Here is a 21370-nt window from a genome sequence, read left to right as displayed (position 1 = left end):
TTATGTTTAAAGTTAAAGGGGTGGCAAAAGTGAATCTAGCGGTTCAGCCTACTGAATTTGATGTTCATTTGTATCACGAAGGAAACTTATTTCGCAGTTACTCGATTTTCGGTGCGCATCAGGTAACGGTAGAAGGAATTGAAGGCGTACGATTTTGCGTGTGGGCACCTCATGCAAAGGGTGTAAGCGTTGTAGGTGATTTTAATAAATGGAGCGGTTTTCAACATTCAATGGTTAAAGTTAATGAAGAAGGTATTTGGATGACATTTATCCCTGAGTTAGAACAAGGGACTATTTATAAATATGAAATCATCACGCAAAGCAATCAAAAAAAATTAAAAGCAGATCCATACGCTTTCTTCAGTGAAGTGCGTCCGAACACTGCGTCTATTGTTTACTCATTGGAGGGGTACAAATGGAACGATCAATATTGGCGTAGAAAGAAAAAACAGCAAAATATATATGAAAGACCACTGTGTATTTACGAGCTGCATGCAGGGTCTTGGAGGACTCATGAAGATGGCAGCCTTTATACATATAGTGAATTAGCACAGGAGCTTATTCCTTATATTGCTGAACAAGGTTTTACACATATTGAGTTATTACCAGTCATTGAGCATCCGCTCGACCGATCCTGGGGATATCAAGGAATTGGATACTATTCTGCTACCAGTCGATACGGTACACCTAAAGAGTTGATGAACTTTATAGATGAGTGTCATCAAAACAATATAGGGGTTCTTTTAGACTGGGTACCTGGGCATTTTTGTAAGGATGAACATGGTCTGTATATGTTCGATGGAGAACCTACTTATGAATACAAAAAAGAACCCGATCGTGAAAACTACGTTTGGGGAACAGCTAATTTCGATTTAGGAAAGCCTGAAGTACAAAGTTTTCTGATTTCGAACGCTTTGTTTTGGTTGGAGTACTTCCATATAGATGGATTTAGAGTAGATGCTGTAGCCAATATGCTTTATTGGCAAAATTCTTCTGGAAAAGCAGTGAATGATGGAGCTGTCAGCTTCTTGAAAAAGTTGAATGAAGCTGTTTTTGAATCTGATGAAACGATATTAATGATGGCAGAAGATTCAACGGACTGGCCGCTTGTTACAGCACCTACGTATGAGGGCGGTTTAGGCTTTAATTATAAGTGGAACATGGGATGGATGAATGACGTTTTAACATACATGGAAGCTGGCGTGGAAAGACGTCCCTATCTTCACGATAAAATGACCTTTTCACTAATGTATGCGTTTAACGAAAACTTTATTTTGCCGCTTTCTCATGATGAAGTCGTACATGGGAAAAAATCATTACTTAATAAAATGCCAGGTGATTACTGGCGCAAGTTTGCACAGCTTCGACTGCTATATGGATATTTCTTTGCACACCCTGGGAAAAAGCTTTTATTTATGGGCGGAGAGTTTGGCCAATTTGATGAGTGGAAAGATTTAGAGGAGTTGGATTGGATGCTTTATGATTTTGATATGCATCGCAATCTTAACGGATATATGAAGGATCTCATCAAGATTTATAAGAGAAGCAAGCCTTTATATGAATTAGACCATAATCCAGATGGATTTGAATGGATTGATGTTAACAACCATCATCAACAAATTTTCTCTTTTATTCGTAAGTCGAAAGAAAATCAGGAGATTTTTATAGTTGTTAGCAATTTTTCTGAGCATCCATATCATTCTTACAAAGTTGGAGTTCCAGTTGAGACAGAGTACATTGAAGTTATTAACAGTGATGACGAAGTTTACGGCGGTTCAGGCATTGTAAATAAAAAGGCATTAAAATCAGTGGATGAATCGTTTCACGGCCAACCTTTTTGCATTGAAATGAATATTCCGCCGTTTGGCATTAGTATACTACGAGCAAAGAGAAAACGAGGGGAGAGAAAACAACATGTTAAAAAAGAAATGCGTAGCGATGTTATTGGCAGGAGGAAAAGGTAGTCGGCTAAGTTCACTTACAAAAAATCTAGCAAAGCCAGCTGTACCATTTGGTGGTAAGTATCGAATTATTGATTTTGCTTTAAGTAATTGTACAAATTCAGGTATTGAAACAGTAGGTGTGTTAACACAATACCAACCGCTAGTTCTCAATTCATACATTGGAATTGGAAGCGCTTGGGATTTGGATCGACGGAATGGTGGCGTCACGGTATTGCCTCCATACGCGGAGTCAGATGGAGTAAAGTGGTATAAAGGGACGGCTAGTGCTATTTATGAAAATTTAAACTATTTAACACAATATGATCCTGAGTACGTACTGATTCTATCAGGTGATCACATTTATAAAATGAACTATGAAAATATGCTTGATTATCATATAAACAAAGAAGCAGACGTAACGATTTCTGTTATTGAAGTACCTTGGGAGGAAACGAGCCGTTTTGGTATTTTAAATACAAATAGTGACCTAGACGTAATGGAGTTCGATGAAAAGCCTCAGCGTCCTAAAAACAATCTAGCTTCCATGGGGATTTATATTTTTAAATGGAGTATTTTAAAAGAATATTTAGAAATGGATGCACGCAATCCATATTCAAGCCATGATTTTGGTAAAGATGTTATTCCGCTTTTACTAGATGAAAAGAAAAAGCTAATTGCATACCCATTCCAAGGTTATTGGAAAGATGTAGGAACTGTAAAAAGCTTGTGGGAAGCGAATATGGATTTGTTATGTGATAAAGACGAGCTTAATTTATTTGACTCTTCATGGAAAGTATACTCTGTTAACCCTAATCAGCCTCCTCAATATATCGCGCCAAACGCCTGCGTGGTGGAGTCATTAGTAAATGAAGGGTGCGTTGTTGAAGGAAACGTAGAGCAGTCCGTGTTATTTCCAGGTGTACAAATCGGCTCAGGTTCTGAGGTCAAGAAAACGGTTGTCATGCCTACTGCAAAGATAGGTTCTAACGTATATATTGAAAACGCAATTGTTCCATCGGACATTGAAGTTCCAGACGGTACTATTATTCGACCGACCAAAGGAAGCGAAGAAGTAATTCTTGTTACTCAAGAATTGATTGAATCAGTTGCTAAATGCATTTAACGAACAGAGAGGATGAACGACATTGAATAATCAAATGCTTGGTATTATTGATGCTTGTACAAACACAACAGCGCTGCAGCCTTTAACCTTTTATAGATCGATTGCTGCTATTCCTTTTGCAGGGCGCTATCGATTAATCGATTTTACGCTTTCTAATATGGTGAACTCCGGAATTTCGAGCGTTGCCATTTTTCCTCGTGATCGCTATCGCGCATTGATGGATCATATAGGTTCAGGAAAAGAGTGGGATTTGGATCGGAAGCGAGATGGATTGTTTATCTTCCCTCCTATGACAAGTGATTTACACTTAGAAAGTCCATCACTATTCACGCAGTTCCGTTATCATATTGATTATTTCTTAAGAAGTAAGCAGGAATACGTATTAATTGCGAATAGTTATACGATATGTACAGTTGACTTTGAGCACGTGCTGCAACGTCATATTGATTCAAATGCAGATATTACTGAAATGAAGCAGGGTGATAAATCGCTTAATATGTATATTATTAATAAATCTATTCTAGTTAATATTTTGCAAAATGAATCCCATGATTTTTATACGATTAAAGAAATGGTTCGATATATGGCACAATCTCATCGTGTAGAAAAGTATGAGCACCATGGATATACGGCTGAGATTTCTAGCCTAGATGCCTACTATAAAACAAGTATGGAAATTTTATCTCCAGATGTCTGGAAGCAGTTATTTATCAACGAACGTCCTGTTTTCACTAAAGTAAAAGATGAACCGCCTACTCGTTACGCAAAAAAAGCGGTTGTGAAAAACTCAATGATCGCAAACGGGTGCGTGATTGAAGGGCATGTGGAAAATAGTATTATCTTCCGAGGCGTTAAAATTGGAAAAGGTACGGTCGTTAAGAATAGCATTGTGATGCAAAAAGGCGTTATTTTAGAAAATAGTGTATTAGAAAATGTTGTTTTAGACAAAGATGTGAAAATAGGAAGTAATGAAACGTTGCTAGGTGAGTCAGGTCTACCTAGAGTCATTGCTAAAGGAACAACTCAAGGAGCGTTGATGAAGTCGTGAATGTATTATTTGCTGTATCAGAATGTGTACCTTTTATTAAAACAGGAGGATTAGCAGACGTAGCTGGTGCCCTGCCTAAAGAATTAAAAAAGTTAGGAACGAACGTATGTGTAGTCATGCCAAAGTACGGAACGATTCCTCAACATTATCAAGATGAAATGGTTCTTGAAAAAGTTATTCATGTGCAGGTTGGGTGGAGAAGACAGTACTGCGGAATTGAATCGTTAACGATGGATGGCGTTAAATATATATTCATTGATAATGAATATTATTTTAAAAGAGATAGCTTATATGGGCACTACGATGACGCTGAACGATTTGCTTTTTTCAGCAGAGCCGTGCTTGAAGCTATCCCATTTTTAGAGAATGAGCCTGATATTATTCATTGTCACGACTGGCATACGGCTATGATTCCATTTTTACTTCGTGCTAATTATGATATGTATGATCATATTCAGACGGTCTTTACGATTCATAACTTGCAATTCCAAGGAATTTTCCCTAAGAGCAATTTATATGAGTTATTAAATTTAAATGATTATTATTTTACTACAAGCCAGCTCGAGTTTTATGGGAATATTAATTTTATGAAAGCTGCTCTTGTATCAGCTGATAAAATTACCACGGTAAGTCCTACATATCGAGATGAAATTCAAATGCCATATTACGGAGAAAGTTTAGATGGGTTATTGCGTCAGCGAAATCAAGATTTAATTGGGATTGTAAATGGAATCGATGAAGAAGCTTATAGCCCAGACGCAGATCAGCTTATATCTTATCCTTATTCGGTAAAAGAGATTGAAGGAAAATATAAAAATAAAAAAGAGCTCCAGCGCTATCTTGAATTAGAAGAAAATAAGGATGTTCCAATTATTTCGATGGTTACAAGGTTAACTCAGCAGAAGGGATTGGATTTAGTTAAGCACGTTTTCCATGAGACGGTTAACTTAGGAGCCCAAGTTGTTATTTTAGGAACTGGAGAACACGAGTTTGAGCAGTTTTTCCGTGAGATGGAAGATACGTACCCGCAACAAGTAAAAGCTATTATTGGTTTTAATGAAGAACTTGCTCATAAAGTTTATGCCGGTACGGATTTATTTTTAATGCCTTCCCGTTTTGAGCCTTGCGGACTCGGACAATTAATAGCCTTAAAATATGGAACCATTCCAGTCGTGCGTGAAACGGGCGGCCTGAATGACACGGTCAAAGCTTATAATGAATATAGCGGAGAGGGAAATGGCTTCTCTTTTAAGAATTATAATGCTCATGACATGCTTCATACGTTAGAAAGAGCTGTTTCATTTTATCACCAGAAAGATGTATGGAAAAAATTAATGATGGATGCTATGAGTCAGGATTATAGCTGGGGGCAATCGGCATTTAAGTATAATCAATTGTATTCAAATTTGACATCTACTCCATCGTGAAAGGGTGAGCAGATTGTTCTCTGATAAAAAAAGCTTTCAAGAGGCTTTTCTAAAAAAGCTGGAAATGACTTATGGAAAGAGCTTTAAAGAATCTACTGTTCAAGATCACTATCATACATTAGGAAATATGGTGCGAGAGTATATTAGCAGCGATTGGATTTCAACCAATGAAATTCATAGGTCTTCACATACAAAGCAAGTGTATTATCTTTCTATCGAATTTTTATTAGGCAGACTATTGGGTCAAAATCTGTTGAACTTAGGAATTCGGGAAGTTGTAAAAGAAGGATTAAGTGATCTGAATATTTCACTTGAAAATATTGAGGAAATAGAAGTAGATGCAGGATTAGGAAACGGCGGATTAGGCAGGCTTGCTGCTTGTTTTTTAGATTCTCTTGCTTCACTTAATCTTCCTGGCCACGGTTATGGGATTCGCTATAAACACGGTTTGTTTGATCAAAAGATTGTAAACGGCTTTCAAATTGAGCTCCCAGAACAGTGGTTAAGGCATGGGAATTCATGGGAGGTACGCAAATTAGATCAAGCCATCGAAGTGAACTTTTGGGGCGAAGTTGAAATGGTACAGGAAGACGGAAAATTCTCTTTTCGTCATGTAAAAGGAGAACCCGTCTCTGCTGTTCCTTATGACATCCCAGTTATCGGGTATAAAACAGACACAGTGAATACACTTCGCCTTTGGAATGCGGAGCCTTCATCATTTCCAGTACATAAAGATGTGATGGAGTATAAGCGTCAAACAGAGGCTGTATCAGAATTTTTATATCCGGATGATACACATGAAGATGGTAAAATATTAAGATTGAAACAGCAATATTTTCTTGTGTCAGCTAGCTTACAAAGTATTATCAGAGCGCATCGAAATACCTATCAAACACTTACAAACTTTCACGAAAAAGTAGCCATTCATATTAACGATACGCATCCTGTACTTGCGATTCCTGAGCTAATGAGAATTTTACTGGATGAAGAAAAAATGGAATGGGAAGATGCATGGCATATTACGTCCAATACCATATCATACACAAATCATACGACTCTTTCTGAAGCCCTTGAGAAATGGCCCATTGATTTATTTCAACCCTTGCTTCCACGCGTGTATATGATTATTGAAGAAATTAATGAACGCTTTTGTAAAGAATTATGGGAAGCATATCCAGGAGACTGGCAGCGGATTGAAAATATGGCCATTTTAGCGCACGGGTTAGTAAAGATGGCTCATTTAGCAATTGTGGGAAGTTATAAAGTAAACGGCGTGGCAAAGATTCATACTGATATTTTAAAAGAACGAGAAATGAAAGATTTTTATCAGTTTTATCCTGCTAAATTTAACAATAAAACGAATGGAATTACCCACCGGCGCTGGTTGTTAAAAGCTAACCCGCAGCTTTCCTCTCTTATTACCGATGTGATAGGAGATAAATGGATTAAACAGCCGCATTCTCTTATAAAGCTCCAAGAGTATGTGGAAGATCCAAGCTTTTTACAAGGACTAAAAACAGTAAAACAACAGCGTAAAAAGCTGCTTGCGGATATTATTCAAGAGCAAACGGGAATTAAAATAGATTCTAATTCTATTTTTGATGTACAGGTTAAAAGGCTTCATGCTTATAAAAGACAGCTTTTAAATGTGTTGCACATTATGTATTTGTACAATCGATTAAAAGAAGACCCTAATTTTCAAATCGTTCCTCGTACATTCATTTTTGGTGCGAAAGCTTCTCCCGGCTATTATTATGCAAAAAAAGTCATCAAGCTAATTAATTCTGTAGCTGATGTTGTCAATCATGATCCACAAACATCACCGTTTTTAAAAGTCGTTTTTTTAGAAAACTATCGAGTGTCACTTGCTGAGTATATCTTTCCTGCAGCGGATGTCAGTGAACAGATTTCAACCGCCAGCAAAGAAGCTTCGGGAACGGGAAATATGAAATTCATGATGAACGGAGCGTTAACTCTTGGCACTATGGACGGAGCGAACGTCGAAATTAGCGAGGCAGTAGGAAAAGATAATGTCTTTATTTTTGGATTAAAAGCCGAAGAAGTGTTGAGCTATCAGCAAAATGGAGGATACCGTGCCTATGATTATTACCATCATGATAAGCGGATTCGACAAGTGCTCGAGCAGCTTACAAACGGCTTCCTACCTGACACATATGACTTATTCGAGCCTATATATGATTCATTATTAATGCAAAATGATGAATACTATGTACTCCGTGACTTTGACTCATACGTTACGGCACAGCAAAAAGTAAACGAAGCTTATAGAAATGAAAATAAATGGCTTCAAATGAGTGCGACGAACATTGCACATTCCGGCTTTTTTTCTAGTGATCGAACGATTGAGGAATATGCATCTGATATTTGGGGAATTCACTCCACTAAAAATTTATTAAATCAATAAATAGAAAAGGTGTAGTCAAAGACTACACCTTTTTTATTTTATCTGTTGTCCCCGTTTAAGAAATCACCTAAAGAACCAAGGATACTGCCTTCACCTTTACCTCCCGTTGGCGAAACTGCACTTGATAAAACGCGATCGGCTAGTCGGCTAAAAGGAAGAGATTGAATCCAAACTGTTCCCGGTCCTGACAGAGTAGCAAAAAACATGCCTTCTCCTCCAAACAGAGCTGTTTTAATTTTCCCTACATATTCGATGTTGTAGTTTACATCACGGGTCATGGCCACTAAACATCCAGTATCCACACGAAGGCGTTCACCCGGCTGCAGCTGTCTTTTATGAATGGTCCCGCCTGCATGCAAAAATGCCAAGCCATTACCTTCTAATTTTTGCATAATAAAACCTTCACCGCCAAAGAAGCCCGTTCCTAGTTTTTTTTGAAAATCAATGCCAACGGATACGCCTTTGGCAGCGCATAAAAAGGAGCTCTTTTGACAAATGATTTTATGATCGAGCTGCTCTAAATCGACAGGAATAATCTTGCCTGGAAAAGGTGAAGCGAAAGATACTTTTCGTTTGTGATATCCGTTATTTGTATATACCGTCATAAATAAACTTTCACCAGTTAATACGCGTTTCCCAGCTCCTTTTAATTTATTAAACAGCCCGCTGCTGTTGGAGGAAGAACCGTCACCAAAAATGGTTTCCATCTCAATATCATCTTCCATCATCATCATTCCTCCAGCTTCTGCTATAACACTTTCTGAAGGATCTAATTCAATTTCAACAAACTGCATGTCATCTCCATACAATTTATAATCAATTTCATGTGCATTCATCATTTTCACCTCATTATTAATTCTAATCTCCTATTCATTCGATGTCATCTCCTATAGCTCCTACTAAAAATAGAAAAAAGAGTAGTATGAAGAACTACTCCTTTTCAGTGTATGGATCTTTCTCATAGGCCGGTAAATCTCCAAATATGGTCATTGTACCTTCTTCATCCAGTGCATTTTCATATCGCTCATGCTCTTTTGAAGGGTAAATAGGAAGAGGCTGTCCATATAAATCGGTAGCGGCAAAGTTCTCATAATCTTCAACGTACCCGATAGCTTCATCTGCCTCAATATAGGTTTCACTATAGTTAGACGTATCTTCTATAAAATCAGAAGGAGATTCAGACGTCCCGTAACGCGCAACGTCTTGCCAAGAATCTTCTGCGTCATATCCTGTCGTTTCGGTATCGTCATAGTCGTATTGACCAAATGGGTGATGGAGAACATTTTCTTCTACAGGTCTGTGCTTTGGAATATCCTGTGATGGGCTATGTTCTCTACAGTATAAAGTAGTTGGTACAGCCTGAAGTCTTTCAAACGAGATATCTGCTCCACATACTTTGCATGTTCCATACGTGCTGTGAGCGATTGCCTGAAGTGCTTCTTCTATTTCATGTAGCTCTTGTTTTGCATGTTCATTTAGTGCAAGGTCTTTTTCACGCTCGTATGTTTCCGTGGCTGTGTCACCAGGGTGGTTATCGTAGCTTGAAAGTTCTCCTACAGCATCGTGAGCGTCGCTTCGAGTTAGACCAAAATGATCATTTTGATCAAAGTGCGATTGAATATCAGCCTGCTGCTGCTGTAAATTTTGTTTTAACTGACTGATTTCTTGTTTTGAAAGTGTCATGAAGCTCCCCCTTAAAAATTTATTGTGCTTTTGTAGTATGTGTTAAAAATTCAAAAAAACACGATTCATATTAGGAGTATTTGGGGTATTCATGAAGCTAAGAGAGAAAAGGAGTGGAAAATTAAAGAAAGTTAAAGGTTATAGAAAAGGGTATGATAAAAATAATGTTCTTGAGGTCTAAGGAGTACTAAATAGATCATAAAAATTTTTGATTCATTTAATGAAAAGGCATAATTTAGACAAGCGAAATTAATTTTTTCTCGTGAATCGCGATGCTAGATTTTTTTGAACTGAAAGTTTATAATAAGTTAGTTACAGACTTAAGAAAAAAGATGAACGGGGGGACGTAGTGTGATTGCAACGACCGAACAGTTAGTACAAGAATACATTAAAGATGCGATTGAGTGTGCAAAAAATGAAAATCAGCCAAAATTGGTCAGTTTAGTGAAAAAAGTAAGACCTATTGACCCCCTTATTTTTTATGCGAACGGACATGACCAGTTTTATAAAGAACGCTTTTTTTGGAAAGATCCCAACAGTTATTATACATTTGTTGGATTAGGATATGCGCATACTATTTGCACCAATGCGGCAAAAGAACGTTATTTCCACATTGAAAATGAATGGAAGCGCTTTATAAAAGAAGACTTTTATAAAAATAATCAAATTTTCCCAGACGGGACGGGTCCTCTTTTATTTGGAGGATTTTCATTTGACCCAAATCAGTATCGAGAAAACTATTGGAGTGATTTCCCGAGTTCAAAATTTATGATTCCAACTGTGTTATATACTCAGGTAGACAAAGAAGGATACCTTACCGTTAATATGATGGTTAAAGGACAAGATTCTGTTAAAAAGCACATCAATTATTTCGAAGAGGTCCAAAAACTTGTTCTTTGTGAAGAGTACGACGGGGAATCTCATATTTCACCTTTGCTGTTGGAAAAAGAGGAAATTGGGGTAGAGAAATTTAAAGGAAATGTTGAAAGAGCTACTACTTTAATTAAGCAACAGGCTATAGAGAAAGTGGTTCTTGCTCGTCAATTAAAAGTAAAATTTAATGAAGATATTTCTACTGAATACGTGCTTCAGCGTCTGTTAAAGGAACAGCCAACTAGCTACACATATATTTTAGAGGGAGAGCACCAGCATTTTATCGGCGCTTCCCCAGAAAGGCTAGTGCAAAAACAAGAAGATTATGTGTTTTCCACTTGTTTAGCGGGTTCGATTCCAAGAGGAAAGACAAGGCAGGAAGATCACGAACTGGGTGAGGAATTGCTTCAAGATCCTAAGAACTTAATTGAGCACGATGTTGTTGTTCATATGATTAAAGAAGCGATGAATTCTTATTGTTATGAAGTAGAAATTCCAAGTACGCCAAGTTTATATAAAACAAAGCATATTCAACATTTGTATACACCTGTTAAAGGGCGTATAAAGGAAGATGTAACGCTATTTTCATTTATTCAAAAGCTCCATCCAACACCAGCGCTAGGAGGATATCCTCAACAGGAGGCTATGCCTATTATTCGACAGCTAGAATCCTTTGACCGAGGGTGGTATGCAGCTCCTTTAGGATGGATGGATATCAACGGAAACGGTGAATTTATAGTAGGAATCCGCTCCGCTGTTATTCAGCAAAAAGAAGCCGTTTTATTTGCGGGCTGTGGAATTGTAGCAGATTCTACGCCTGAAAGTGAATATGAAGAAACAAGAATTAAATTCAACCCGATGCTTTCAGCTTTAGGAGGGATTATGCGTGGAACACATTAAATCATTAACAACGTATATTGCGTCATTCGTGGATGAATTAGTAGAAGCAAATGTTGAAGAAGTAGTGGTCAGTCCAGGGTCACGTTCAACGCCTATTGCGATGCTTATGGCTGAGCACCCTGATATTCATGTGCACTTAAATATTGATGAACGTTCCGCCGGCTTTTTTGCTCTAGGAATAGCAAAAGCAAAGAAAAAACCAGTGGCGCTTGTATGTACATCTGGAACAGCTGCAGCGAATTATTATCCTGCAGTAATTGAAGCTCACTACTCACGCATTCCTTTAGTAGTTATCACAGCGGATCGGCCGCATGAGTTAAGGGATATAGGTGCCCCGCAGGCCATTAATCAGAATCATCTTTTCGGTCAATATGCGAAGTGGTTTGTAGATACAGCTTTACCAGAAGAAAGTGCAGATATGAATCGTTATATTCGAACAGTAGCTTCAAGGGCTGTTCATACAGCTCAAGCTATACCGAGCGGTCCTGTACACATTAACGTACCTTTACGTGAACCGATTGTACCAGATTTGTCTATTGAAGATTTATGGAGTCAGGGGAAACGCGGTAAATCATATGTGGCTGCTATTCATGGAGAAGCATCTCTATCTGAAAAAGGATTCGAAGAAATTGCGAAGCGCTTAGAGGGAACAACAAAAGGACTTATTATATGCGGAGATCAAATGTCTTTAAAAGCAGTAGACAGCGTATGCCGTTTAGCTGAATCTTTAAGCTTTCCGGTCCTTGCAGATCCGTTATCACAATTAAGAAGCGGCAAGCATTCAAAAGAAAATGTAATAGAGACATATGATACATTTTTAAAAAGTGATAAGGTTGATGAGCGTTTTCACCCGGAAGTTGTCATTCGTTTTGGCGCGATGCCGGTATCGAAACCGCTATTGCAATTTTTGAAAGCACACGAGCCGACAGAAATGTTTGTAGTTGACCAAGGTAAAGGCTGGAGAGATCCTACTTTGCGTTCAACAGTGATGATTGAAGCCGATGAGACATTATTTTGTGAAGAACTGATCAAGCGTCTTTCAGCGAATCAAGAGGAGTCTACTTCATGGCTGAGTCTGTGGAAAAAGATTAATACTCAAACTGCACAGGCTCTGAGAACATTAACTTCTGGCCAGGAATGGTTCGAAGGACAAGTAGTTCAAGAAATTGTTGATGTAGTACCTGAAGGCACGGCTTTGTTTGCTGGAAATTCAATGCCTGTTCGAGATATTGATTCTTTCTTCTTAAATACGGAAAAAGATATTCCACTCTTTGTAAATCGGGGAGCAAATGGAATTGATGGTGTGGTTTCGTCTGCTCTAGGCGTAAGCACGGCTTACGATCACACCGTTTTATTTATTGGTGACCTATCGTTTTATCACGATTTAAATGGTCTGCTGGCAGCTAAAATGCATAATTTAAATTTAACCGTTGTGCTAGTTAACAATGACGGCGGAGGAATTTTTTCATTTTTACCGCAGTCAAAACAAGAAAAGCACTTTGAATTTTTATTCGGTACGCCAACTGGATTAAATTTTGAGCATGCCACTCGTCTGTATGATGGCACATTTTCTTCAGCAAACAGCTGGGAAGAATTTCGACATGCAATGAACCATGCTTTCGCAAAAGGCGGGTTGCATGTTGTAGAGATTCGTACAACTCGTAAAGAAAATGTAGAGACTCATCGCAGTTTGTGGAAACTTGTTTCCGGGGAAATAAATTTGTCAAACGGTGAGGAATAAGCAATGATGTATCAATTAAATGGTGTATCTTACTATGTGCACACCGAAGGAAAAGGAGAGCCGCTGCTTCTGCTTCACGGCTTTACCGGTTCTTCTCAAACTTGGCGTACCTTTATGAAGAAATTCGCTAAAGACTATCAAGTGATTGCTGTTGATATTATTGGTCATGGCCAATCAGCAGCTCCGAAAGAAATCAAACCATATTCAATGGAAGCAGTTGTTGAAGCAATGCATGAGCTGCTTGAACAGCTATCTCTATCACAGGTGAATGTAATTGGATATTCGATGGGAGGAAGGCTTGCTCTTTCATTTGCTCAGCGATATCCACACCTTGTGAAAAAGTTGGTATTAGAAAGCGCATCGCCTGGTTTAAAAACGCGAGAAGAACAAAAGATAAGAAAAGAAAAAGATGAACAGCTGGCGAGCCGCATTATGAAAAATGGGATTGAAGAATTTGTAAACTTTTGGGAAAAAATCCCTCTTTTTAGTTCTCAAAAGCAATTGCCTAGCCATGTTCAAGAAGCGGTGCGTAAAGAAAGACTTTCGCATACAGAAATCGGCCTTTCCAACAGTTTAAAAGGAATGGGAACAGGAGTCCAGCCGTCCCTTTGGGAGAAGCTGGACGATCTGTTGATGCCGGTTTTGCTTATTACAGGAGAAGTAGATCAAAAGTTTTGTTTAATTTCCAAAGAAATGCAAACATTAATACCAAATGCTACTTCTGAAATTATTTTAGAGACAGGCCATGCAATTCACGTGGAACAACCCGAGATTTTTGGTAGAATAGTAAGTGAGTTCTTAGCTACTACATAATTAGGAGGAAATAAAGATGACAGTTGAATGGACATCAGCACGTCAGTATGAAGACATTTTATACGAAACATATAACGGAATCGCTAAAATTACGATTAACCGTCCGGAAGTGCACAATGCATTCCGCCCAAAAACAGTAATGGAATTGATCGATGCATTTGCTTATGCTCGTGACGATGCAAGCATTGGAGTAATTGTATTAGCAGGTGCTGGAGATAAGGCATTTTGTTCAGGCGGAGACCAAAAAGTTCGCGGTCACGGCGGCTATGTAGGAGAAGATGAAATTCCACGTCTAAACGTTCTAGATTTACAGCGTTTAATTCGCGTAATTCCAAAGCCGGTTGTTGCGATGGTATCAGGCTATGCAATTGGTGGAGGCCACGTTCTTCATGTTGTATGTGACTTAACAATTGCAGCGGATAACGCAGTCTTTGGACAAACAGGTCCTAAAGTTGGAAGCTTCGATGCAGGATATGGCTCTGGTTACTTAGCTCGCATCGTAGGTCATAAGAAAGCGCGTGAGATCTGGTTCTTATGCCGTCAGTACAACGCTCAAGAGGCACTAGACATGGGGTTAGTAAACACGGTCGTTCCATTAGAACAGCTTGAAGCTGAAACAATTCAATGGTGTGAAGAGATGTTAGAAAAAAGTCCAACCGCTCTTCGTTTCTTAAAAGCAGCATTTAATGCTGATACGGATGGCTTAGCTGGTATCCAGCAATTTGCGGGTGACGCAACGCTTCTTTATTACACAACCGATGAGGCAAAAGAAGGTCGCGATGCATTTAAGGAAAAACGTAATCCAGACTTCCAACAGTTCCCACGTTTCCCTTAAACAGGTGAAACAGCTTGGTGATTATCATCAGGCTGTTTTTTCAATTTAATTTAGTTAATCAGTATAAAAAGGAGAGAAATTCATGAGTAGCCAAACGATTCCTAATGGGCTTATGCAAAGAGCATATTTGACGCCAAATCGAGTGGCGGTAGAAACACCGCAAACGTCTCTTACTTTTCAAGAGCTTCATAAGCGTGTTCAAAAAGTAGCACAGCAGCTTTCGTTTAACGGTGTAAAACAAGGCGATACCATTGCTTTATACATGAAAAATAGAGTGGAGTTTATTGAGATTTTACATGCGGTTTCTTATATTGGCGCTCGGTTACTGCTCGTCAACACGCGTTTGACAAACGAAGAAATTAATTATCAGCTAACAGATGCAAACGTGTCGTTGCTTATTGCGGATGAAACTTTTTTAATGAGAGAATTCCAAAGTTCCATTACACAGCTTACTTTACCTGCTTTAAGAAGTTCTCCAGAAGCAGAAACAGGTTTTCAAAAAACGTGGAATCTCGAGGAGACATTCACCATTATGTATACGTCTGGAACAACAGGTCATCCAAAAGGAGTGCTGCAGACGTATGGAAATCACTGGTGGAGTTCCGTTGGTTCAGCGCTTAATTTAGGATTAAACGAAAAAGACTGTTGGCTTATAGCGGTTCCTTTGTTTCATATTAGCGGCTTATCTATTTTAATGCGGAGCGTCTTTTACGGAATGAAAATCATTTTAGAAGAACGATTTGAAGCAAGAGCAGTAAATGAAGCGATTGAAAACAAAGGGGTAACGATTATTTCAGTTGTCACTTCCATGCTATCCAATATGCTTGATGAGTTAGAGGAACGGAAATATCCTTATACGTTTCGCTGTATGCTTTTAGGAGGAGGGCCTGCACCGCTTACTATTTTAGAGGCTTGTGTGAGTAAAGAAATTCCTGTTTATCAAACGTATGGAATGACAGAAACATCTTCACAATTCGTTACGCTTTCACCTGAAGATAGTTTGCGAAAACTGGGATCAGCAGGTAAACCATTATTTCCATGTGCAATGAAAATTGTAGATGAAAAAGGAAATGAGACAAGCGAAGCAGGAGAAATCATTGTTAAAGGTCCAAATGTCACAAAAGGATATTTAAATAAACCTGAAGCTACTGAGAAAGCAATTCAACAAGGCTGGTTCTATACAGGAGATATCGGGAAAGTGGATGAAGAAGGCTTCCTATATGTATTAGACAGACGTTCGGACCTCATTATTTCAGGTGGAGAAAATGTATATCCAGCTGAAATTGAAAATATTTTATTGAAGCACCCTGCTGTGAAAGAGGCTGGTGTAACGGGAGTAGCCGATGAAAAATGGGGACAAGTTCCGGCAGCATGCATCGTTACAAATGAAGACGTTTCAGATGAAGAGTTATCTTTACACATTCAACAATTTTTAGCAAAGTACAAACTTCCAAAGTATTTCGTTCGAGTAGAGGAACTGCCACGAACGGCTTCTAATAAAATCATACGCCGGAAACTATCATCTTTCATACAGAAAGGGAGCTAATCGATGATTATAAAAAAAGTACATCTTTATAAAATTGACATGAAGCTTCTTTCTCCTTTTTCAACAAGCTATGGTACGGTGCAGGATCGAGAATTGATTTTGCTTGAAGTAGAAGATGAAAAAGGTTTTACAGGGTGGGGAGAAGTAGTTGCTTTTTCATCTCCTTGGTATACGGAAGAAACGATTCAGACATGTTTTCATATGTTAGAGGATTTTTTAATTCCTTCGCTTCTTCATCAGCAGCTTCAAAAACCAGAGGATGTTCAAGAGCTATTCAAACCTCTAAAGCGAAATAACATGGCTAAAGCAGCTTTGGACTGTGCTGTATGGGATTTGTATGCAAAGCGGCAAAATGAGCCGTTATCTGAAGTAATTGGCGGAGTAAGGCTTGCTGTAGAAGCTGGAGTGGTAGTTGGCTTAAATGACATTTCTGTAATGAAAGAACAAATAAAGACTTACATGAAAGATGGTTATAAGCGCTTTAAAGTGAAAATTAAGCCGGGTGCTGACTATGAGCTACTGAAACAAATTCGAGATGAATTTCCAAGCATTCCTCTTATGGCTGATGCCAATTCAGCCTATACGTTAAGCGATAGTGATTCATTGAAGAAACTAGATGAATTGAATTTAATGATGATCGAACAGCCGTTAAGTTCTGATGATATCCTTGATCATCGATTGTTACAAAAGCAACTGAAGACGCCGATTTGCTTAGATGAAAGTATTGTGAGCTATGAAGATGCACGTCATGCAATTGAACAAAAAAGCTGTAAGATTATCAACGTGAAAATCGGTCGAGTTGGCGGACTGTCCGTAGCAAAGCAAATTCATGATTTATGCGCCCAGCATGGTGTAAGACTTTGGGTTGGAGGAATGTTAGAAGCCGGGATTTCACGAGCTCATAACATCGCCCTTGCCACACTGCCTTCTTTCACGATACCAGGTGATATTTCTGCGTCGTCTCGCTATTGGGAAAAAGATATTATTAAGCCGGAAGTAGAGGTAGAATCCGGAGTAATAACGGTGAAGGGAAAACCGGGGATAGGATACGATATTGATAAAAAGTTTATCAAAACAATCACAGCATTTGAAAAAGAATACAAATAATTAAAAACCGTTTTTTTATGAAAAACGGTTTTTTTATTGAGGTTGTCAATGTTTAGTAGAAAAATAGGACAAATTTTTTAAAAAGAGCACATTGTTCCATCAAGCGTGTCAAAACATGTTATGATGGAATAGTTTGATGAAAAAAGTCGAAGAGTTTTATCGTAAAAAACAAAATTATTTTTGAAAATAGGTTGATAGTTTTCTAAGTTGTCCTATATAATGTGTTTATAACATAACACAATATGTTGTTTTGGAATCGATAATAAAATACTATATTTTGTGTTTTCCAGTGAAAAAGGTGTCTGATAAAAAGACTTAAAAGGGAATTTGGTGAAAATCCAAAGCTGTCCCCGCAACTGTGAATGCTGATGAAATAAGGAGATCCACTGTGAGTAAACATCATGGGAAGGCCTTAAAGTAAAAAGAAGCATAAGTCAGGAGACCTGCCTTTTTTATGTCGTTTTATCTTCTTCGGGAGGTGAGAGGGTAGAGCGAGGATTGAGAAAAGACTTAGTGTCTTCTTCTATCTTCGTTCTATTCGCTCACTGAGGTACGGTGAGCGATTTTTTATTTTGAAGTGAAGAGAGGAGCCATATTTATGGTGAATACATTAAAGCCTACAATTCTACATGAATTAACTGCATATATTGAACGTTTAAAAAAAGAATTTACGCAGCTTGATTTTTCTTTGTATGAGGAAAAGGTTATTCAAACTGTTACAGTAAAGGAAAATATGACGGACGAAAAGGTTGCAAACGTACTAATTTTGGCAGCCTTAGAGCGTATTTCAATGGAAGAACCCGATTGGACGTACGTAGCGGCAGACGTCTACTTAAACGAACTATATCGAAAAGCAGCGGACAACCGAGGTTATGATAAAAAAGAGAAGTACGGTTCGTTTTATCAGCTTATTCAAGAACTAACAAAAATCGGCATTTATAATAAACAACTATTAAAAACATATACAGAAGAAGAAATTAATGAAATTGCTTCAGTCATTATTCCTGAACGCGATTGTTTATTTACATACATTGGATTGTTGACATTAGCAGATCGCTATTTAGCGACATCACATGATAAGCGCGTATACGAATTACCGCAAGAACGTTTTCTTATCATTGCTATGACGCTGATGTCTCAAGAAAAGAAAGAAAATCGAACAGCATTAGTAAAAGAAGCGTACTGGGCGCTTTCTAGTCTATATATGACGGTTGCCACACCAACACTTTCAAACGCAGGAAAGAGCTACGGACAGCTATCTAGCTGCTTTATTGATACGATTGATGACAGCTTACGCGGTATTTATGATAGCAATACAGATTTGGCCACGCTTAGTAAAAATGGAGGCGGAATTGGTGTCTACCTCGGTCATATTAGAAGCCGAGGAAGTGATATAAAAGGTTTTAAAGGCGTATCATCAGGAACAATTCCATGGATGAAACAGCTAAATAATACGGCTGTAAGTGTCGATCAGCTAGGTCAACGACAAGGAGCTATTGCCGTATATTTAGACGTATGGCATAAAGACATCTTTTCATTCTTAGACGCGCGTTTGAACAATGGTGACGAACGCCAGCGCACGCATGATTTATTCACTGGCGTATGTTTGCCAGATTTGTTTATGGAAAAAGTAGAAGCACGTGAAGACTGGCACTTATTCGATCCTCACGAAGTTCGTACGCTGATGGGCTATTCGTTAGAAGATTTTTATGATGAAGAAGAAGGCAGCGGTTCGTTCCGCACTCGTTACGCTGAGTGTGTAAATAATGAACAGCTTTCAAGAGAAACAGTACCTGCTATTGAGATCTTCAAGCGCATTATGCTTTCGCAGCTTGAAACCGGAACGCCTTATATGTTCTATCGTGATACGGTTAACCGAGCTAATCAAAACCGCCACGAGGGCATGGTCTACTGCAGCAACTTATGTACAGAAATCACGCAAAACCAAAGCACAACGGTAGTAACAGAGGAAATTACGGAAGACGGAAAAATTATTATTACAAAGAATCCGGGCGATTTTGTTGTATGTAATCTTTCTTCTATCAACTTAGCGAGAGCCGTAACTGAAGATGTGCTTGAACGTTTAATTCCAATTCAAGTACGCATGCTTGATAACGTTATTGAGTTAAATGATTTGCCGGTACTTCAAGCAAAACTAACAAACCAAAAGTACCGCGCAGTAGGGCTTGGCACATTTGGTTGGAACCATTTGCTTGCCTTAAAGAAAATAGCATGGGAAACAGATGAAGCGGTAGCATATTGCGATGAATTATATGAGCAAATTGCTTACTTAACCGTACAGGCAAGCATGAACTTAGCTAAAGAAAAAGGCGCATATCCATTATTTAAAGGCTCAGATTTTGAGTCAGGCGCTTATTTTGAAACACGTAAATACACAAGCGAAGCGTGGAGTGAACTGCGTAATGAAGTTCAAAACAATGGGATAAGAAATGGATACTTAATGGCTGTAGCACCTAATTCATCAACATCTATTATCGCGGGTTCTACTGCAAGTATTGATCCGATTTTCCGTAAGTTTTATTCAGAGGAAAAGAAAAACTATAAAATCCCGGTGACGGCACCAGATTTATCACCAGCAACAAACTGGTATTATAAGTCCGTTTATTTAATTGATCAGCACTGGAGCATTAAGCAAAACGCCAAGCGCCAGCGCCATATTGATCAATCCATTTCATTCAACTTATATGTGCAAAATGATATCCGAGCAAAAGAGCTGCTGGATCTTCATATGACGGCATGGAAAGAAAAGTTAAAAACGACCTACTACGTACGTTCAACATCAAGTGAAGTCATTGAAGAATGTGAAAGCTGTCATAGTTAAAAGGAGTGAATAATTGATGACAAGCATGTTAAAACGAGAATTAATGAACGAAACAGCTCCGAACCGTTCGACAGGAATCATCAACGGCAAGAGCTCAAATATTCTAAACTGGGATGACGTCCGATTTTCATGGGCGTTCCCTAAATACAAACGTATGCTAGCTAACTTCTGGACGCCGTTTGAAATTAATATGGGTCAAGATATTAAGCAGTTCCCTCAGTTAACGGCTGACGAACAAGAGAGCTTTTTAAAAATTATTGGCTTGCTGGCGCTACTGGACAGTATTCAATCAGATTATGCTAGCAAAGTAGCTGACTATGTAACCGATTCTTCGATTAATGCTCTAATGATTATTTTAGCGCAGCAAGAAGTGGTTCATAATCATTCGTATTCGTATGTTTTATCAAGTCTTGTACCAAAAGGAAAACAAGATGAAGTATTTGAATACTGGCGCACAGACGAAAAGCTTCGTGCTCGAAATGACTTTATTACAAACGGATATAAAGCATTTAGCGAAGAAGCAACGGTTGAAAACTTTTTGAAGTCTATGGTATATGATGTTATTTTAGAAGGCCTTTTCTTCTATAGCGGATTTGCTTTCTTCTATAATCTTGCGAGAAATCAAAAGATGGTGGCGACATCTACGATGATTAACTATATCAATCGTGATGAACAGCTTCACGTTGGGTTATTTGAAAAGATTTTCAAGGAAGTACTAAATGAAAATACAGCTTATCGTACGGAGGAGCTAGAAACGTTTGTAGTTGAAACGTTCCAAGAGGCAGCTCGTCTTGAAATTGAATGGGCGGAATCTGTTATCGGAGAAAAATTCGACGGCATCACGATGAAAGAACTGCAGCAGTATATTGAATACATGGCTAATAAACGCTGTAATCAGTTAGGCTTCGGCCGAGCTGCTTTCCCAGAAGCACCGATTGAAAATCCTCTTCGTTGGATTATTGCTTATCAAGAGGTAGATTTAGGGAAAACGGATTTCTTTGAACAGAAATCAAGACAATATACAAAAGCATCAGATGCGAATGGATTTGATGATCTATAAATAC

At 38.4% G+C, this 21370-nt stretch carries 15 protein-coding genes and 1 riboswitch; of the genes, 13 read left to right on the top strand and 2 right to left on the bottom strand.

The genetic code is table 11. The annotated features are described in order from the left end of the window. Nucleotides 1–2: 2 nt before the first annotated feature. Genes glgB through Q5794_RS25090 form a run of 5 tightly spaced genes read left to right on the top strand, consistent with a single transcriptional unit; the run spans nucleotide 3 to nucleotide 7966 of the window. Nucleotides 3–1964: a 1,4-alpha-glucan branching protein GlgB gene (glgB, locus tag Q5794_RS25110; protein ID WP_374988525.1), complete on the top strand. Its 1962-nt coding sequence runs from the start codon at nucleotides 3–5 to the stop codon at nucleotides 1962–1964. Next, nucleotides 1915–3066 (top strand): glucose-1-phosphate adenylyltransferase, encoded by a 1152-nt coding sequence (locus Q5794_RS25105; protein WP_374988524.1) that lies wholly within the window; start codon nucleotides 1915–1917, stop codon nucleotides 3064–3066. The genes glgB and Q5794_RS25105 overlap by 50 nt, the downstream gene beginning before the upstream one ends. Before the next feature lie 22 nt (nucleotides 3067–3088). After that, nucleotides 3089–4114 carry a glucose-1-phosphate adenylyltransferase family protein gene (locus tag Q5794_RS25100; protein WP_192995485.1) on the top strand — a complete coding sequence of 342 codons (1026 nt, stop codon included), beginning with the start codon at nucleotides 3089–3091 and terminating at the stop codon, nucleotides 4112–4114. Beyond that, the gene (gene glgA, locus Q5794_RS25095; protein ID WP_192995487.1) at nucleotides 4111–5541 is read left to right on the top strand and encodes a glycogen synthase GlgA; all 1431 of its coding nucleotides are present in this window, start codon (nucleotides 4111–4113) and stop codon (nucleotides 5539–5541) included. Before Q5794_RS25100 ends, glgA begins: the two co-directional genes overlap by 4 nt. Before the next feature lie 13 nt (nucleotides 5542–5554). Further along, nucleotides 5555–7966: a glycogen/starch/alpha-glucan phosphorylase gene (locus tag Q5794_RS25090; protein WP_214987594.1), complete on the top strand. Its 2412-nt coding sequence runs from the start codon at nucleotides 5555–5557 to the stop codon at nucleotides 7964–7966. A 38-nt stretch (nucleotides 7967–8004) separates the two neighbouring features. Here Q5794_RS25090 and Q5794_RS25085 read toward each other — a convergent pair whose 3' ends face one another. Together Q5794_RS25085 and Q5794_RS25080 are read right to left on the bottom strand one after the other, a co-directional pair. Continuing rightward, a complete protein-coding gene (locus Q5794_RS25085) occupies nucleotides 8005–8802 on the bottom strand; it encodes a TIGR00266 family protein (RefSeq protein WP_013059569.1) in 798 nt (265 codons plus the stop codon). Nucleotides 8803–8896: 94 nt separating this feature from the next. Further along, entirely contained in the window at nucleotides 8897–9649 is a 753-nt protein-coding gene (locus tag Q5794_RS25080) for a TraR/DksA C4-type zinc finger protein (protein WP_013059568.1), read from the bottom strand. A gap of 351 nt (nucleotides 9650–10000) precedes the next feature. Here Q5794_RS25080 and Q5794_RS25075 point away from each other — a divergent pair, with 351 nt between their 5' ends. From Q5794_RS25075 to Q5794_RS25040, 8 genes are all read left to right on the top strand, one after another. Further along, the gene (locus Q5794_RS25075; RefSeq protein WP_192995491.1) at nucleotides 10001–11422 is read left to right on the top strand and encodes an isochorismate synthase MenF; all 1422 of its coding nucleotides are present in this window, start codon (nucleotides 10001–10003) and stop codon (nucleotides 11420–11422) included. After that, the gene (gene menD, locus Q5794_RS25070) at nucleotides 11409–13163 is read left to right on the top strand and encodes a 2-succinyl-5-enolpyruvyl-6-hydroxy-3-cyclohexene-1-carboxylic-acid synthase (RefSeq protein WP_214987592.1); all 1755 of its coding nucleotides are present in this window, start codon (nucleotides 11409–11411) and stop codon (nucleotides 13161–13163) included. Before Q5794_RS25075 ends, menD begins: the two co-directional genes overlap by 14 nt. A 3-nt stretch (nucleotides 13164–13166) precedes the next feature. After that, nucleotides 13167–13976 carry a 2-succinyl-6-hydroxy-2,4-cyclohexadiene-1-carboxylate synthase gene (gene menH, locus Q5794_RS25065; RefSeq protein WP_374988523.1) on the top strand — a complete coding sequence of 270 codons (810 nt, stop codon included), beginning with the start codon at nucleotides 13167–13169 and terminating at the stop codon, nucleotides 13974–13976. Between the two features lie 16 nt (nucleotides 13977–13992). Beyond that, nucleotides 13993–14811 carry a 1,4-dihydroxy-2-naphthoyl-CoA synthase gene (gene menB, locus Q5794_RS25060; protein ID WP_013059564.1) on the top strand — a complete coding sequence of 273 codons (819 nt, stop codon included), beginning with the start codon at nucleotides 13993–13995 and terminating at the stop codon, nucleotides 14809–14811. 82 nt (nucleotides 14812–14893) lie between these two features. Next, on the top strand, nucleotides 14894–16357 hold the full coding sequence (locus tag Q5794_RS25055) for an o-succinylbenzoate--CoA ligase (RefSeq protein ID WP_214987590.1): 1464 nt from the start codon (nucleotides 14894–14896) through the stop codon (nucleotides 16355–16357). Nucleotides 16358–16360: 3 nt separating this feature from the next. After that, nucleotides 16361–17464: an o-succinylbenzoate synthase gene (gene menC, locus Q5794_RS25050; protein ID WP_214987589.1), complete on the top strand. Its 1104-nt coding sequence runs from the start codon at nucleotides 16361–16363 to the stop codon at nucleotides 17462–17464. A 279-nt stretch (nucleotides 17465–17743) separates the two neighbouring features. Beyond that, a riboswitch (cobalamin riboswitch) is annotated at nucleotides 17744–17930 on the top strand. Between the two features lie 132 nt (nucleotides 17931–18062). Further along, entirely contained in the window at nucleotides 18063–20306 is a 2244-nt protein-coding gene (locus tag Q5794_RS25045) for a ribonucleoside-diphosphate reductase subunit alpha (protein WP_374988522.1), read from the top strand. A 16-nt stretch (nucleotides 20307–20322) separates the two neighbouring features. Continuing rightward, nucleotides 20323–21366, top strand: coding sequence for a ribonucleotide-diphosphate reductase subunit beta (locus Q5794_RS25040; RefSeq protein ID WP_214987587.1), 1044 nt, complete (start codon nucleotides 20323–20325; stop codon nucleotides 21364–21366). The last annotated feature ends 4 nt before the right edge of the window (nucleotides 21367–21370 follow it).

Origin of the sequence: Priestia megaterium (assembly GCF_041941685.1) — a bacterium.
GTDB lineage: Bacteria > Bacillota > Bacilli > Bacillales > Bacillaceae_H > Priestia > Priestia megaterium_C.
This window is presented reverse-complemented; position numbering and strand designations above follow the sequence as displayed.